This window comes from Sphingomonas sp. PP-CE-3G-477 (genome assembly GCF_003050745.1).
Lineage (GTDB): Bacteria > Pseudomonadota > Alphaproteobacteria > Sphingomonadales > Sphingomonadaceae > Sphingomonas.
On sequence record NZ_QAOF01000007.1, the window covers coordinates 37,144 to 52,113 of the forward strand.

14 protein-coding genes are annotated in these 14,970 nt (G+C 65.7%); all 14 read right to left on the minus strand.

Annotated features, from left to right (window positions below):
- Nucleotides 1-8: 8 nt before the first annotated feature.
- Nucleotides 9-1,067: an AbrB family transcriptional regulator gene (locus tag C8J45_RS13900; protein WP_107963756.1), complete on the minus strand. Its 1,059-nt coding sequence runs from the start codon at nt 1,065-1,067 to the stop codon at nt 9-11.
- Nucleotides 1,064-1,726, minus strand: a complete 663-nt coding sequence (locus tag C8J45_RS13905; RefSeq protein WP_107963757.1) for a spermidine synthase — start codon at nt 1,724-1,726, stop codon at nt 1,064-1,066. Before C8J45_RS13905 ends, C8J45_RS13900 begins: the two co-directional genes overlap by 4 nt.
- A complete protein-coding gene (locus C8J45_RS13910; protein ID WP_107963858.1) occupies nt 1,723-3,021 on the minus strand; it encodes an Hsp70 family protein in 1,299 nt (432 codons plus the stop codon). The genes C8J45_RS13905 and C8J45_RS13910 overlap by 4 nt, the downstream gene beginning before the upstream one ends.
- Before the next feature lie 90 nt (nt 3,022-3,111).
- Nucleotides 3,112-3,576: a YaiI/YqxD family protein gene (locus tag C8J45_RS13915; protein ID WP_107963859.1), complete on the minus strand. Its 465-nt coding sequence runs from the start codon at nt 3,574-3,576 to the stop codon at nt 3,112-3,114.
- Between the two features lie 250 nt (nt 3,577-3,826).
- Complete coding sequence (locus tag C8J45_RS13920) at nt 3,827-5,596, minus strand: DEAD/DEAH box helicase (RefSeq protein WP_056055171.1); 1,770 nt, start codon at nt 5,594-5,596, stop codon at nt 3,827-3,829.
- Nucleotides 5,597-5,652: 56 nt separating this feature from the next.
- Nucleotides 5,653-6,777: an NAD(P)/FAD-dependent oxidoreductase gene (locus tag C8J45_RS13925; RefSeq protein ID WP_107963860.1), complete on the minus strand. Its 1,125-nt coding sequence runs from the start codon at nt 6,775-6,777 to the stop codon at nt 5,653-5,655.
- A gap of 537 nt (nt 6,778-7,314) precedes the next feature.
- Nucleotides 7,315-7,497, minus strand: a complete 183-nt coding sequence (locus C8J45_RS13930) for a hypothetical protein (RefSeq protein WP_055881387.1) — start codon at nt 7,495-7,497, stop codon at nt 7,315-7,317.
- Nucleotides 7,497-7,964, minus strand: coding sequence for a GreA/GreB family elongation factor (locus tag C8J45_RS13935; RefSeq protein WP_107963758.1), 468 nt, complete (start codon nt 7,962-7,964; stop codon nt 7,497-7,499). The genes C8J45_RS13930 and C8J45_RS13935 overlap by 1 nt, the downstream gene beginning before the upstream one ends.
- 4 nt (nt 7,965-7,968) lie before the next feature.
- The gene (locus C8J45_RS13940) at nt 7,969-8,712 is read right to left on the minus strand and encodes an HAD-IIB family hydrolase (protein ID WP_107963759.1); all 744 of its coding nucleotides are present in this window, start codon (nt 8,710-8,712) and stop codon (nt 7,969-7,971) included.
- Nucleotides 8,709-9,536 carry a Cof-type HAD-IIB family hydrolase gene (locus tag C8J45_RS13945; RefSeq protein ID WP_258191460.1) on the minus strand — a complete coding sequence of 276 codons (828 nt, stop codon included), beginning with the start codon at nt 9,534-9,536 and terminating at the stop codon, nt 8,709-8,711. Before C8J45_RS13945 ends, C8J45_RS13940 begins: the two co-directional genes overlap by 4 nt.
- Nucleotides 9,533-10,516, minus strand: a complete 984-nt coding sequence (gnd, locus tag C8J45_RS13950) for a phosphogluconate dehydrogenase (NAD(+)-dependent, decarboxylating) (RefSeq protein ID WP_107963760.1) — start codon at nt 10,514-10,516, stop codon at nt 9,533-9,535. The genes C8J45_RS13945 and gnd overlap by 4 nt, the downstream gene beginning before the upstream one ends.
- A 126-nt stretch (nt 10,517-10,642) precedes the next feature.
- The gene (gene tal / locus C8J45_RS13955) at nt 10,643-11,767 is read right to left on the minus strand and encodes a transaldolase (protein ID WP_107963761.1); all 1,125 of its coding nucleotides are present in this window, start codon (nt 11,765-11,767) and stop codon (nt 10,643-10,645) included.
- Nucleotides 11,767-13,857: a transketolase gene (gene tkt, locus C8J45_RS13960; protein ID WP_107963762.1), complete on the minus strand. Its 2,091-nt coding sequence runs from the start codon at nt 13,855-13,857 to the stop codon at nt 11,767-11,769. Before tkt ends, tal begins: the two co-directional genes overlap by 1 nt.
- A 69-nt stretch (nt 13,858-13,926) precedes the next feature.
- The gene (rpiA, locus tag C8J45_RS13965) at nt 13,927-14,607 is read right to left on the minus strand and encodes a ribose-5-phosphate isomerase RpiA (RefSeq protein ID WP_107963763.1); all 681 of its coding nucleotides are present in this window, start codon (nt 14,605-14,607) and stop codon (nt 13,927-13,929) included.
- Nucleotides 14,608-14,970 lie beyond the last annotated feature (363 nt).

Sequence of the window (14,970 nt, forward strand, 5' to 3'; positions counted from 1 at the left end):
GATCAGATTCAGGTCGGAATGACCGGCGGCGGCACCCCGCCCTGCCGCGTCGCCACGAACTTCGCGAGCGGAGGCCCGATCAGCAACACCCCCAGAAACCGCAGCACCTGAAGCGCCATCACGAACGGCACATCGACCGGACTCGACGCAGCGATGATCGCGACCGAATCCATCCCTCCCGGGCTAGTCGCCAGATACGCGGTAACCGGATCGATCCCCCACCACCGCGTCAACGCCGCCGCGATCCCGCCGCAGAACGCGATCAGCAGCGCCACCGACAGCAGGATCCGCGGCATCGCCTTGCCCGCCACCCGCAGCGTATCGCGCGTGAACGACAACCCGATCCGCCAGCCGACCACCGCATAGCTGATCGCCAGCAGCCACTGCGGCAGCACCGGCTGCGCAACGCCAGTGACGTTGAGCGCAGCCCCCGCGACCAGCGACCCGAGCAGCGCCCCCGCTGGCAACTTCAGCACGACCCCGACGGTCGCACCAACCCCGGCAATCGCGATCGTCCGCAAGACGGCGACGGGATCGACCGCCGCAAACCACGTGGCCGCAACATGATGCCCGCTACCACCGCCGACCATCACCGCCGCCAGCACCGACGCGACCACCGCCACGCTCACCACCCGCGTGTAGGTCATCACCGCGACCAACCGCGAGTCCGCGCCATACGCCTGCGCCATCAACACCATCGCGCTCGCCGCGCCCGGCGTCGATCCCCACACCGCGACGGTGCCCGGCAACACCTGCCACCGGCTCAGCAAATATCCGAGCACGCTACTGGCCGCGAGCGTGACGAAGTTGACCATCAGGAACACCGGCCAGTGATCCGCCACCGTCGCGACGATCCCCGTGGTGATCGACCCCGCAATCAAAGTCCCGACGGCCGCCTGCGCCCCGCGAAACGCCGAAGTCGGCACGCTCAGAGACCATCCCCGCACCGCCAGCACGACCGCGGCGACCATTGGCCCGAGCAGCAACCCCGCAGGCAGCCCGACGACTTCGAGCAGCGCGGCGATCACCGCCGACAGCGCGATCAAGACGGCCCACCGCCAGATCATGGCTTGGTGGCGAACCAGATCGTGTGCCGCGCGCCGCCCTTCCGCTTCGCCCGCGCGATAACTTCGTCGACCGCGAAACCCGCTTCGGCAAGCCGGGTAGCGAACGGCTTGCTCGGCGCCGACGACCACACGGCAAGCACCCCGCCCGGCCGCAAGGCCGATCGCGCCAGAGACAATCCGCGCGCCCCGTAAAGCCGGTCGTTACCCGGCCGCGAAATTCCGTCCGGACCGTTGTCGACGTCGAGCAGGATCGCGTCCCAATCACCCTCTGCGATCGCCGCGGCGACATCGCCCTCGAAAATGCGCGTCCGTGGATCGGTCAGGCTGTCCCCGTGCAGCGCCGCCATAGGCCCCCGCGCCCATTCGATCACCGCCGGTACGATCTCGGCAACCGCAACTGCCGTGTCAGGACCGAGCCGTGCCAGCGCCGCGCGAAGGGTAAACCCCATGCCAAGCCCGCCGATCAGCATCCGCACGCCCGACCGCCCGCCGATCCGGTCGCAAGCCTGCTCCGCCAGAGCCTCTTCCGACCCGCTCAGCCGGCTGTTCATCAACTCGTTCGCGCCGAGCATGATCGAGAACTCCGCGCCACGTTGCAGCAACCGGAGTTCACCCCCACCCGGCACCTGCGCCGTTCCCAACAGCACCCGAGGGATCATGCCGACCAAGCCGCAATGTCGTCCTGCTCACCGATCAAGGCCAGCCCATGCGCGATCGACGTCAGCTCGCCGCCGCTCATGATCGCCGCCTCGCCGAACCGCTCGACGAAAATCCGGCGGATACGCGGGATCAGCGACGATCCCCCAGTCAGGAACACCCGGTCGATCTCGTCGCCACCGACGTTCGCCACCTCCAAGGCCCGGTCGACCGCCGCCTCGATCCGCACGACGTCGTCGGCGATCCAGCCCTCGAACTGCGCCCGCGTCACGTCCGCCTCGATCTCCAGCCCCGCACCCGCAAAGTGGAAATGCGCATCCTCGCCACTCGACAGCGCGCGCTTGAGCGACCCGACCGCATCGTACAGCGGATAGCCCAGTTCGTTCTCGATCACCGCGATCATCCGCCCGATCGCGTCGGGATCCACGGCGGTCTTCTGCAACCGCTCCAGCTCGGTCATCGTCTTGCGGTTGCGCATCAGGGCGAGGCGTGACCAGTCCGCGAAATCGGCGAAATACGCGCGCGGAATCTCCAGCTCCTTGCCGAACGACTTGTACGCGCCGCCCTTGCCGAGCATTGGCAGCACCAGCCGGTCGAGGATCCGGTAATCGAACCGGTCGCCCGCGATCCCGACGCCGGCATGCCCCAGGGGCGTGCACCGCCGCGCCGCGCCCGGCTCGGCAACGCGCACCACTGAAAAGTCGCTCGTCCCGCCGCCAAAATCCGCCACAAGGATCGTCGCCGGCTCGGTCAGCCGCGTCGCGTAGCTATACGCCGCACCGAGCGGTTCGTAGACGTAATGGATCTCCGCCCCGAAGCCTTTGAACATCGCGTCATACCGCGTCCGCGCCAGTGCCTCGTCGGGCCGCGCGCCGGCGTATTCGACTGGGCGGCCGACGACGATCCGGTGCGGCCGCGTGTCGAGCTTGCCGCCCGCATGCGAAATCAGCTTCTCGAGAAACAGCTGGCCCATCTCCTCGAACCGATAACGCTTGTCGAAGACCGAGGCCTGCTCGAAGGTCTTCATCGCCGCGACCGACTTAAACGACTGGATGAACCGGCTGTCGAGCGGGTATTCCATATACTCCGCGATCGCCCAAGGCCCCGCCTCCGACGCGAGCCCCTTGCCGCTGTCGTCCTGCCAGAAGCACAGCGCCGAGCGAAACACCGGGCTCGTCTCGGCAGGGGCGGCGAACGTCACCAGCTCCGGCGAACCGCCTTTGGTCCCAAGCGCCACGACGCTGTTGGTCGTGCCGAAATCCAGCCCCAAAGCGGGGCCGCCAGCGTCCGTCTGCATCGCGTCATCCTTCAATGAACGCGCGCCTATGCCGACGCGGGGACCGGGATGGCAACCAGTAAAGTCGGTTTCAGGGCAGGCGACGCGAGCTTAGCGGCGCTTCAACCGGACAAGCGCGGCATCGAGCGCGGACAGGAAGCTCGACCGGTCGCTCTTCGAAAACGGCGCCGGCCCGCCGATGATGTCGCCGCCCGCACGCAGGTCAGCCATGATCGCGCGGGTGGCGATGGCGCCGCCGATCGAACTGGTGGTGAATGGCTTGCCGGTATTGGCGAGTACGGTCGCGCCGGCTTTCACGCAGCGGTCGGCGAGCAGGATGTCGGCGGTGATCACGACCGACTTCGCGTCGGCCTGTTCGGCGATCCAGTCGTCGGCCGCGTCGAACCCGTCGCTGACCACGACACGGGAGATCAACGGGTGGACCGGAATGCGGAAATGGCTGTTGGCGACGATCGTCACGGGGACTTCATGGCGCCACGCGACCTTGTAGATCTCGTCTTTGACGGGACATGCGTCGGCGTCGACGAGGATGCGGATTGGGGTGTCCGCGGTCATGCGGACCATCGCGATTGCAGGCCGACCATCCCCGTATCCTTATTGTAGCGTCCCAAATGCATCACCGAGCCACCCAACGCCTCCGCCCCCCCAAACCACCGTCATCCCAGCGGAAGCTGGGATCTCCCTGTTTTGCGCGCGTCGCGAGCCACGTGGGATACCCCAGCTTTCGCTGGGGTGACGGGTTTGGGGAGGGCTTAGGCAAAGGACTTTGGTTGAGTGAAGAGCCCAACCAAAGGATCGTGCTAGCTCAGCTACGCTCGCGGTTACCACGGTACGGAGGCTTCCGCGCCGGAGCCGGACCGCCACGCGGGGCCGCACGGTGAAGCGTCGAGCGGGGACCGCTCGCATTGCTGCGACCACCGCCACCACCGTCATGCCGAGCGCCGCTCTCGGGCGCGCCCTGCATCGCCTCGATCGCCACGCCGCTCTCTTCCTCGCCAGCCTGCGCAGTCCGCTGAATCGCCGCCGAGAACCGCGACGCCACAGCGCGAGGGATCTCGAACGCCGTCTCGTTCGGCCCAATCCGGATCGCACCGATCTCGGACTTCGTGATGTGCCCGCGACGGCAGATCAGCGGCAGGATCCAGCGCGGATCGGCGTTCTGGCGACGGCCGATATCCATCCGGAACCACACCGTGTCCTCAAAGCCGGCGCGCGGCCCCTGCGAACGCTCGTCCTGAGTCGGCTGCTTGCTCTGGTCAATCAGGTCCTCGGCCTGCGGCATCGTCGCGCGGTGCATGTGCACCAGCGCGGCGGCGATATCTTCCGGCGTCTTTTCGGCCATCAGGCGGACGGCGAGTGCGCGATCCTCCTCCTCGACCTCGACCGGCTGCAACAGCATGCCGATCAGCCGCTCGTGATCGTTCTTGCGGATGTCCTCCGCTGTCGGGGCGTTGACCCACTCCGCGTTGATCTTCGCACCACGGAGCATCATCTCGACGCGACGGCGGCGCGGGAACGGCACGATCAGGACGGCGGTGCCCTTCTTGCCCGCACGACCGGTACGACCCGAGCGATGCTGGAGCGTCTCGGCATCGCGCGGCAGTTCGACGTGAACGACCAGCGACAGCGTCGGAAGATCGATACCGCGAGCGGCAACGTCGGTCGCCACGCAGACGCGCGCACGGCGGTCACGCAGAGCCTGAAGCGCAGCGTTACGCTCGTTCTGCGAATGCTCGCCGGACAGGGCGACGGCGGCAAAGCCACGTTCGACCAGGCTCGCATGCAGATGGCGCACATTGTCGCGCGTGGCGCAGAACAGCATCGCCGTCTCCGCCTCGTGGAAGCGCAGCAGGTTGATCACCGCATGCTCGATCTCGGACGGCGAGACCGTGACGGCCTGGTACGAAATGTCGCCATGACCGCGATCCTCGCCGACGGTCGAGATCCGCAGCGCGTCCTTCTGGTAGCGCTTGGCGAGCGCGACGATCGGCCGTGGCATCGTCGCCGAGAACAGCAGCGTGCGGCGTGCTTCAGGCGACGCGTCGAGGATCTGCTCGAGGTCTTCGCGGAAGCCCATGTCGAGCATCTCGTCGGCCTCGTCGAGCACCGCAACCTTCAAGGCCGACAGGTCGAGCGCGCCACGCTCAAGATGGTCGCGCAGACGCCCCGGCGTGCCGACGACGATATGCGCGCCGTGGGCAAGCGAACGACGCTCCTTCGAGGCGTCCATTCCGCCGACGCAGGTCGAGATACGCGCACCGGCCTTGGCATAGAGCCACATCAGCTCGCGGCTGACCTGGAGTGCCAACTCGCGAGTCGGCGCGATGCAGAGGACGAGCGGCTTGTGCGGCGCGGGCAGGCGCTGGACGCCGTCCTCGCCCGCTTCACCGAGCAGCTCGCCGGCCATCGCCAGGCCGAACGCCACGGTCTTGCCCGAGCCGGTCTGCGCCGACACGACGAGGTCGCGACCGATCGCATTGTCCTCGATCACATGAGCCTGCACGGGGGTGAGCGCGGTATAGCCGCGCGCTTCGAGCGCCTCGGAAAGAAGCGACGGAATATTTGTAAAAGGCATGTACGTCCTAATTGGTGGCCGGCTTACGCAACGGCAAGGCACTGGCGTGGTGGTCCCTACAGGACTTGACCCGCGGCCCACCCGCTCGCCCATGCCCATTGGAAGTTGTAGCCGCCGAGCCACCCTGTGACATCGACCGCTTCGCCGACTGCATACAGCATTGGTACGCGTTTGGCTTGCATTGTTTGCGATGACAGTTCCGCGGTGCTAATTCCGCCTGCGGTGACCTCGGCCTTGGCATAGCCTTCGGAGCCGTTTGGCGTGAATTGCCAATGGCTTAGCGCGCGCTCGACGTCCTGGAGTTTCCGGTCGGTGAGCGCGGAAATCTCGCTCGTCATGCCCAAACGCTCGCTCAAAGTCTCCGCGAGTCGGTCTGGAAGCGTGTTTCCGAGCAGTTTCCGGAGAGTCGCGCGCGGCGTGGTACGCTTGGCGGCGGGGAGCCAGCCGGACTCGCGATCGGGGAGAAAATCGATCCCGACGGGCTGGCCGTTGCGCCAATAGGAGGACACTTGCAGGATCGCGGGGCCGGACAGGCCGCGATGCGTGAACAGCGCGGCCTCGCGGAACGCGGTCTTGTCGGCGGTGGCGACGACTTCGGCAGCGACTCCGGACAGTTCGCGGAACAGCGTCTCGTCCCCGCCAAGCGTCAATGGGACGAGCGCGGGGCGGGGTTCGACGACCTTCAGCCCGAACTGCCGCGCGAGATCATAGGCGAACCCGGTCGCGCCCATCTTCGGGATCGATGGGCCTCCGGTGGCGATGACGAGCGCAGACGCGGTGACGGTGCGGCCGTCGAGCGATACGCGGTAGCGGCCGTGTGCGTGCTCGACTCCGGTGACTGCGCGGCCGAGCGACAGGTCGACGCGGCCCTTGTCGCATTCGTCGAGGAGCATCTCGACGATCTGCTTCGCGGAGCCGTCGCAGAAGAGTTGGCCGAGCGTCTTCTCGTGCCACGCGATGCCGTAGGATTCGACGAGCGCGAGGAAATCCTGTGCGGTGTAGCGGCCGAGTGCGGACTTGGCGAAATGCGGGTTGGCGGAGATGTAGCGGTCGGCGGCGGTGTGGACGTTGGTGAAATTGCACCGCCCGCCGCCGGAGATCAGGATCTTCTTGCCGGCCTGGTCCGCATGATCGACGAGCAGGATCTTCCGCCCGCGCTGGCCTGCGACGGCGGCGCACATGAGACCGGCTGCGCCTGCGCCGAGGATTATCGCGTCGTATTCGGACAAGTGTCGCTCCGTGCGGCTTGGTTGCGCGAGCCGCTAGTCAAGAATGTTTCCCCGCGAAGGCGGGGACCCAGACTGGGCTCCCGCCTTCGCGGGAGACAAGGGGTGGTCGCTGTAGCGTGTTCGGAGTGTGCCACATAGGTGGTGAGGCGTTCGTAAGTCTACGAGACTAATGTGCCAGATAGCACCACCCCGGCGAAGGCCGGGGCCCAGTTGGGGGACGGCAGTGGCGCAAGTTGCGCCTCGTTACTGCAACCTTTCCAACTGGGCCCCGGCCTTCGCCGGGGTGGCGGCACCTGAGATGGTGGCTTGTGAAAGAGCGACAATCTCCGATGGCACCGTGCATCATAGCGGACTGAACGCCCGCCCCCTTCTGCTCCCTCTCCCCTCCGGGGAGAGGGTCGGGGTGAGGGGCCGCCAAGCAGTGCGTCGCCAGGAACAGCCCCTCACCCAACCCTCTCCCCGGAGGGGAGAGGGCTTCTGGCTCCCAACCTACCGCAGCTTGGCGATATTCAACGAGTCTTCCTTAGCCCGAACCTTCACCGACTCCTCACTCCGAGTCAGCGCCTTGGCGATCGCCTTCAACGCCATGCCCTTCTTCGCCAGCGTATGCAGCTTCTGGATCTCGTCCTGCGTCCACGCCTGACGATGCCGTTCGAATTTCGCTTCAGCCATCAGCCGTCATCCTTGTCGATCGCCAGAACCTCGATCGCGTCCGCCTTGTCCGCGAACGCGACCGTCTCGCCAACCGCCGCGCCCATCAGTGCACGCGCCAGCGGTGCCGAGAACGCCAGCCGGTCCTCGCCCGGCTCAGCCTCGTCACCACCCACAATCGCAATTACGCGCTCAGCGCCGTTCATCCGAACACGAACGCGCGATCCGATCCCGACTTCATCATCCTCCGGCGAAGGCGCGAGTTCGGCGGTCGTCTGGCGCGTGAGCCAATAGCGCAGGTCGCGCAGCAGCAGCTTCCGCGCTTCCTCATCCGTCTCTGCAGCAACCGCAGCCTCGATCGCGACCACCCGCTCGCCGAGCAACCGAAGCCCGCGCGCCGTGACCAGATTAGGCCCCGGCGCGATCGGCTGTTCGAACTTCGGCTCGAGATGTTCCTCGTCACTCTCGCGACGAAACGCGACACTCATGACCTTACTTCAGACACGCGACGATTCCAGCGATCGCCGCCAGCGTCCCGTCGACGTTCTTCACCTTCACGACGTCCAGCCCAAGCTGCTCCGCCGGATAATCATTCCCACCCGGAAAGATCGCGTCGCCGATGAACATCATCTTGTCGAGCGCGATCCCGCTCGCCTCGTTGAGCTTCTTCAAGCCGTAGGCCTTGTCGACACCCTCACGCGTGATGTCGATCGAGGTCGCCCCGCCCATGTTGATCGACAGCCCCGGCAGGCGCTTCTGCAGATCCGCCTGGATGACCTTGCGCTTGGCGAAGTCCGGATCCCAGCTGTGCTTCGCATCGATCGGCGCTTCCTGTCCGAGTGCGGAGAACGTGATCTGGCTCCCGCGATCCTCGATCCGCTCGCCCCAAGTCTGCTCCGGCACGAAACCAGTGGCTTCCAACGACTCGTCGAACGCGTGCAAGATCTTCTGCTTCTCGTCGTCCTCGAACAGCTCGGCATACACCGCGCGCCATTCGCCATCGAACCGGTACAGCTTGGTGCCGGTCGTCGGCATCAGCCACAGCTTGGTGCGATCCGCGCGCTCGGGCAGGCGCGACGCGACCTGCTTTTCGAACTGCGGCCAGTCGCCGCCCGAGATCACCGCGACATGCGCGACGTCGAGCAGGTTCGCCAGCGCCTCGCCCATCGGCTCCTGCAGGGGCTGCTTGCTCTCGGCCAGCGTTCCATCAAGGTCGAAGGCAACCAACTCTTTCATGCGGAAACTCCAGTAAGGATAAACGTATCGATCGCGTACGCGACGCCATCGGCATCGTTCGCGCTGGTAATCTCGTGCGCGACGTCACGGACAGTCTGTGGCGCGTTGCCCATCGCAATCGCCAGCTTGGCGCGCTTGAGCATCGCGATGTCGTTGGCCTGATCGCCGATCGCCGCGGTCTCGGTCAGCGAGATCCCGAACGCGTCCGCCAGTTCCTCGATCCCGCTGCCCTTGTTGCCGGCGACAGGCGTGATGTCGAGGTAATAGGTCTGCGACTGGACGATCGTCGCCTGCGTATCGAACTTGGCGGCGACCTTTGCATGCAGGTCGCGCAACAGATCCTCGTCATCGCTGACGAACGTCACCTTGTCGGCCTTGGCTAGCAGGTCGGTGAAGTCGGAGACGATCACCGGGTCCTGCGCGGAGGCTTTCTTCTCGCTGCCAACATGCCCGCCCTGGTCGGTGCTGGCATACCAGACGTCGCCTGCGAAGAACCACGTGTCGACCGGCGCGTCACCGATGATCTCCATCGCGCCGCGGACAACATCGATGTCGATCATGTGGTGCTCGATCACGGTGCCGTCGCGCTTGAACACGATCCCGCCGTTGAACGCGCCCATCGGCTCGTCGATGCCGAGCAGGTCCGCGATCGGCATCATCCCCGACCGCGGCCGCGCGCTGATGATCGTGAAGCCAAGACCCGCCGCCTTCAGGCGCTTGACCGCATCGACAGTCGCGGGCGTCACCTTCTTTTCCTTGTCGACGAGCGTGCCGTCGACATCGGAGACCAGCAGCTTGATCGCACCATTCATGTCGGCGCTCACTGCGGCATCTCGACATGACCGCCAAAGCCATAGCGCATCGCCGACAACAGCTTGTCGCCGAACGTATGGTCCACGCGGCTGCGATAGCGCGCATACAGCGCGGCGCTCAGCACGTTGGCGGGCACCTTCTCCTCCATTGCCGCGTCGATCGTCCACTGGCCCTCGCCCGAGTCCGCGACGCTCCCGCTGAAGCCTTCGAGCTTGCCGTCCTTCGCCAGCGCGATCGCCGACAGGTCGAGCAGCCACGACGAGATCACGCTGCCGCGACGCCAGACTTCGGCGACGTCGGTCAGGTTGATGTCGAAGCGCTCCTCCTCGACGACATGCTCGCCCGACTTGCCCTTGAGGATGTCGAAGCCCTCGGCATAGGCCTGCATCAGGCCGTATTCGATGCCGTTATGCACCATCTTGACGAAGTGCCCGGCACCCGAGGGGCCTGCGTGGATATAGCCCTTCTCGGCGCGCGGATCGGCCTGGCCCTCGATGCGGCCCGGCGTGCGGACGATCGTTCCCATGCCCGGCGCCAGCGTCTCGAAGATCGGATCGAGCAGGTCGACCGTTTCCTTGTCGCCGCCGATCATCATGCAATAGCCGCGCTCGAGGCCCCACACGCCGCCCGACGTGCCGACGTCGACATAGTGGATGCCCTTCTCGGCCAGTTCCTTCGCGCGGCGGACGTCGTCCTTGTAGAAGCTGTTGCCGCCGTCGATGATGATATCGCCCGAGTTCGACTTCGCGGCGATCGCCTGGACGGTGCTCTCGGTCGGCTCGCCCGCGGGGACCATGACCCACCAGATCGCCGGGGTGTCGAGCTTGGCGTGCATGTCGTCGAGCGAGTCCGCCCCGATCGCGCCGTCGGCGGCGAGCTTCTTCACGGCTTCGGCATCGCGGTCGAACGCGACGACTTCGTGGCCGTTCTTCATCAACCGGCGCGCGATGTTGCCGCCCATCCGGCCGAGGCCGATCAGTCCGATCTTCATGGGGAATTCCTTGCTTACCCCCTCTCCCCGCCGGGGAGAGGGTTGGGGTGAGGGGCAGTTGGGGAGGGCAGCGCTCGCGTCGCCCCTCACCCAGCCCTCTCCCCAACGGGGAGAGGGAGCAGACGTTTACGCCGTTGCGGGCTGCTTCTTGGCGATCGAGCCGAGCAGGTCGTCGAACGCCTTCACGAACGACGCCACGCCCTCCTCGACCAGCTTGCCGGTCACGCCGTTCAGGTCGAGGCCCAGCCGCTCGGCTTCGGCCAGCGTATGCTTCGCGCCCTCGACGTCCTCCGTGATCGTCTCCGCCGCAGTGCCGTGGTCGCGGAACGCGTCCATCGTCTTCGGCGGCATCGTGTTGACCGTATCCTTGCCGATCAGCGTGTCGATGTAGAGCGTATCGGGATAGCTCGGATCCTTCACGCCGGTCGACGCCCACAGCAGACGCTGCGGCTGCGCACCCTTGGCGGCCAGCGCCTGCCAGCGATCCGACTTCAGGAAGTCGAGATACCATTGATACGCCATCTTCGCGTTGGCGATCGCGACCTTGCCACGGACCGCCTTCAGCGCCTCGGCCTCGGCATCGCCCTTCTCCAGACGCGCATCGATCTCCTTGTCGATCGACGAATCGATCCGGCTGACGAAGAAGCTCGCAACGCTGGCGATCTTGTCGATCGGCTGCCCCTGCTTGACGCGCTCCTCGAGTCCCGCCGCATAGGCCTCGGCAACGCGAATGTACGCGTCGAGCGCGAACAACAGCGTAACGTTGACGTTGATGCCGCTGGCGATCGTCGACGAGATCGCCGGACCGCCCGCGAGCGTCCCAGGGATCTTGATCATCAGGTTCGGCCGATCCACCGCCGCCCACAGCTTCTTCGCCTCGGCGATCGTCGCGTCGGTGTCGTCCGAGATATACGGCGACACTTCCAGGCTGACATAACCGTCCTTCGCGTCGAGCTTGTCATAGACCGGCTTCAACGTCTCCGCCGCCGCCTTGATGTCCTGGATCGCCAGATGCTCGTAGCGGTCGATCGTCGCCGCGCCGGCATGCTGCTTGTCGTATTCGGCGAGCGTCGAGTCATAGGCATCGCCGTGACCCATCGCCTTTTCGAAGATCGACGGGTTCGACGTGACGCCGGTCAGGCCGTCCTCGTCGACCAGCTTCTGGAGACCACCGGCCTCCAGGAACTTCCGGTCGACGAAATCGAGCCATACCGCCTGGCCGAAGCCTTCGAGATCGTTGAGCGCACCCATCACTTGGTCTCCATCACTTGGCGGGCGACCTTGACGACATTGTCGACGGTGAACCCGAACTTGTCCTGTAGCTTCGCGAGCGGTGCCGAAGCCCCGAAGGTCGACATCGTCACGGTCGCGCCGTCGAGCCCGACATAGCGGTCCCAACCGATCGACCCGGCCATCTCGACCGCAACGCGCGCGCGCACTTCGCGCGGCAACACGCTTTCCTTATACGCGGCGTCCTGCAGTTCGTAGCGATACCAGCTCGGCATCGACACGACCCGGCTCTTCACGCCGTCCGCCGTCAGCTTCTCGTGCGCCTCGACGACCAGCGACACTTCGCTGCCGGTCGCGATCAGGATCACGTCAGGCGTGAAGTCGCTATCCGCGAGGACGTAGCCGCCCTTTTCGAGCCCGTCGGCACTCGCATATTTAGTCCGGTCGAGCGTCGGCAGGGCCTGGCGCGACATGATCAGCGCGGCGGGCGTGCTGGCGTCCTTCAGGACCGCCTTCCATGCGGCGACGACTTCGTTCGCGTCGCTCGGACGGATCGTGTCGAGACCGGGGATCGCACGCAACGTGGCGAGATGCTCGATCGGCTGGTGCGTCGGGCCGTCCTCGCCGACACCGATCGAGTCGTGCGTGAATACCCAGATCGCGCCGACTTCCATGATCGCGGACAGGCGCACCGGCGCGCGCATGTAGTCGGCGAACACCAGGAAGGTGGAGCCGTAGGAGCGCAGATGCGACAGCGCCATGCCGTTGACGATCGCGCCCATGCCGTGTTCGCGGATGCCGAAATGGAAGTTCCGACCGGCGTAATTTTCCGCCTCGAACGAGGGCTGGCCCTTGATGTCGGTCTTGGTCGACGGCGCGAGATCGGCCGAACCACCGATCAGCCACGGCACCTTCGCCGCGATCGCATTGAGCACCTTGCCGCCCGAATCGCGGCTGGCGACGCCCTTGGCATCCGCCTCGAACGTCGGGATGTCGGCATCCCAGCCCTCGGGCAGCTCATCCTTGAGCAACAGGTCCAGTTCGGCGGACAGCTCGGGATAGGCACCGCGATACTTGTCGGTCAGCGCGACCCACTCGTCGCGCAACTTGGCACCACGCTCGGCGATCGCACCGTTGAAATGCTCGATCACGCCGTCGGGCACGTAGAACGACTTGTCCTCGGGCCAGCCGTACGCCTGCTTGGTGAGGCGGATATTCTCTTCGCCGAGCGGCTCGCCGTGCGCCTTCTCGCTGCCCGCCTTGGGGCTGCCGTAACCGATCACCGAGTGCACGACGATGAAGGTCGGCTTGTCGTTGGTCGCCTTGAACGTCTCGATCGCACGGCTCAACGCGGCGGTGTCGTTCGCGTCGTCGATATGGATGACATTCCAGCCATAGGCGTCGAAACGAAGGCCGACATCCTCGTCGAACGCCAGATCGGTCGCGCCCTCGATCGAGATATGGTTGCTGTCGTAGATCCAGCACAGGTTGCTGAGCTTCAGATGCCCGGCGAGGCTCGCTGCCTCGGCCGAAACGCCCTCCATCATGTCGCCGTCGCCACAGATCGTGTAGACGTCATGGTCGAACAGCGTGAAGCCGTCCTTGTTGTAGCGCGCGGCGAGCCAGCGCTCGGCGATCGCCATGCCGACCGAATTGCCGCAACCCTGGCCGAGCGGCCCCGTGGTGGTCTCGACGCCCGTCGTGTGACGGTATTCCGGGTGACCCGGCGTCTTCGACGACAGCTGGCGGAACTGCTCGATATCGGCGAGGCTGACGGCCTCCTTGCCGGTCTTGTTACCGTCCGCGTCGATCTCTTCGATCTTGGCGAGGTGGATCAGCGAATAGAGCAGCATCGACGCATGGCCGACCGACAGCACGAAACGGTCGCGGTTGGGCCAGTCGGCGTGCTTGGGATCGTAGCGCAGGAACTTCGACCAGAGCGTGTAGCCGACCGGCGCAAGGGCCATCGGCGTGCCGGGGTGGCCCGAATTGGCCTTCTGCACGGCGTCCATCGACAGCGTGCGGATGGTATCGATCGCCAGACGCTCGGGGGAGCCGTCCTCGTGCAGCATAGGGTCCGCCTTGGTGGGGGCGGTTGCGGTATCGGTCATGGAAGAAGCCTCGCTCTAGACGGTGACCGAACGCCGCGCATCCGATCTGGTTGCCAACATAGGATGCCTTTAGTCGGATGCACCCGTCCGTTCCAGTCGCGTAACGACGCCATCGGTGGCAATATACGCGGCATCGACCTCGTCGAGGAACAGCCCGTGGCCGAGAATGCCGGGGATCGCGGCAAGCGTGGCGGCGGTTGCGCGGGGGGCGTCGAGGGTGGCGAAGTGGCAGTCGATGACGAGATTGCCTTGGTCCGTCCGGTAGTTGTCGCGGATGATCGGGGCAGCGCCGATGTCGGTGAGCACGCGCATGACGTAGGCGCTGGCGAAGGGGAGCACCTCGACTGGCAGCTTGGCCGCGCCGATCCGGTCGACGCGCTTGGAGCCGTCGGCGATCACGACCATCCGTGCCGAGCTTGCGGCGACGATCTTCTCCCGCAGCATCGCCCCGCCTGCGCCCTTGATGGCGAAACACCGCGAGTCGATCTCGTCCGCGCCGTCGATCGTCAGGTCGACATGGGCGATGGTGGCGAAGTCGAGGATCTCGATGCCGAGTTCGCGGGCAAGTTTGCCGGAAGCGTCCGATGTAACGACGGCGTGGATTTGCAGACCTTGAGCGACACGATCGCCGAGCGCCTGGATCGCGAATGCCGCAGTCGAGCCAGTCCCCAGCCCAACCAGCATTCCGTCCCGAACTTCCGCCACGGCAGCGACCGCCGCAGCCTTCTTGTCGTCGTCGATCGAAGCCATCAGCCCACCCTTCCCTCATGCCGGGCTCGTTCCGGCAACCACCGCTCAACGCACCCGCGAGATTTTGGTTTGGAGGACTCGCACAACAAGCACCACCCCGGCGAAGGCCGGGGCCCAGTTGAAAAGGTCGCAGTAACGACGGACCGCGCTCCGTTAGCACCGTCACCCAACTGGGCCCCGGCCTCCGCCGGGGTGGTGCGATGTTCATCCTGGGTGATGCATGGGATTGCAGGAGCGCACTCCTCCTTGTTCTCCATCGAAGCGCAACGAACGCGAAAAACACCCCCAACCAATCAAACAGGTTACTCTTTCTTCCCTATTTTTCACCCCTGCTTTTCAACTGACATACTTCTGGTACATCCT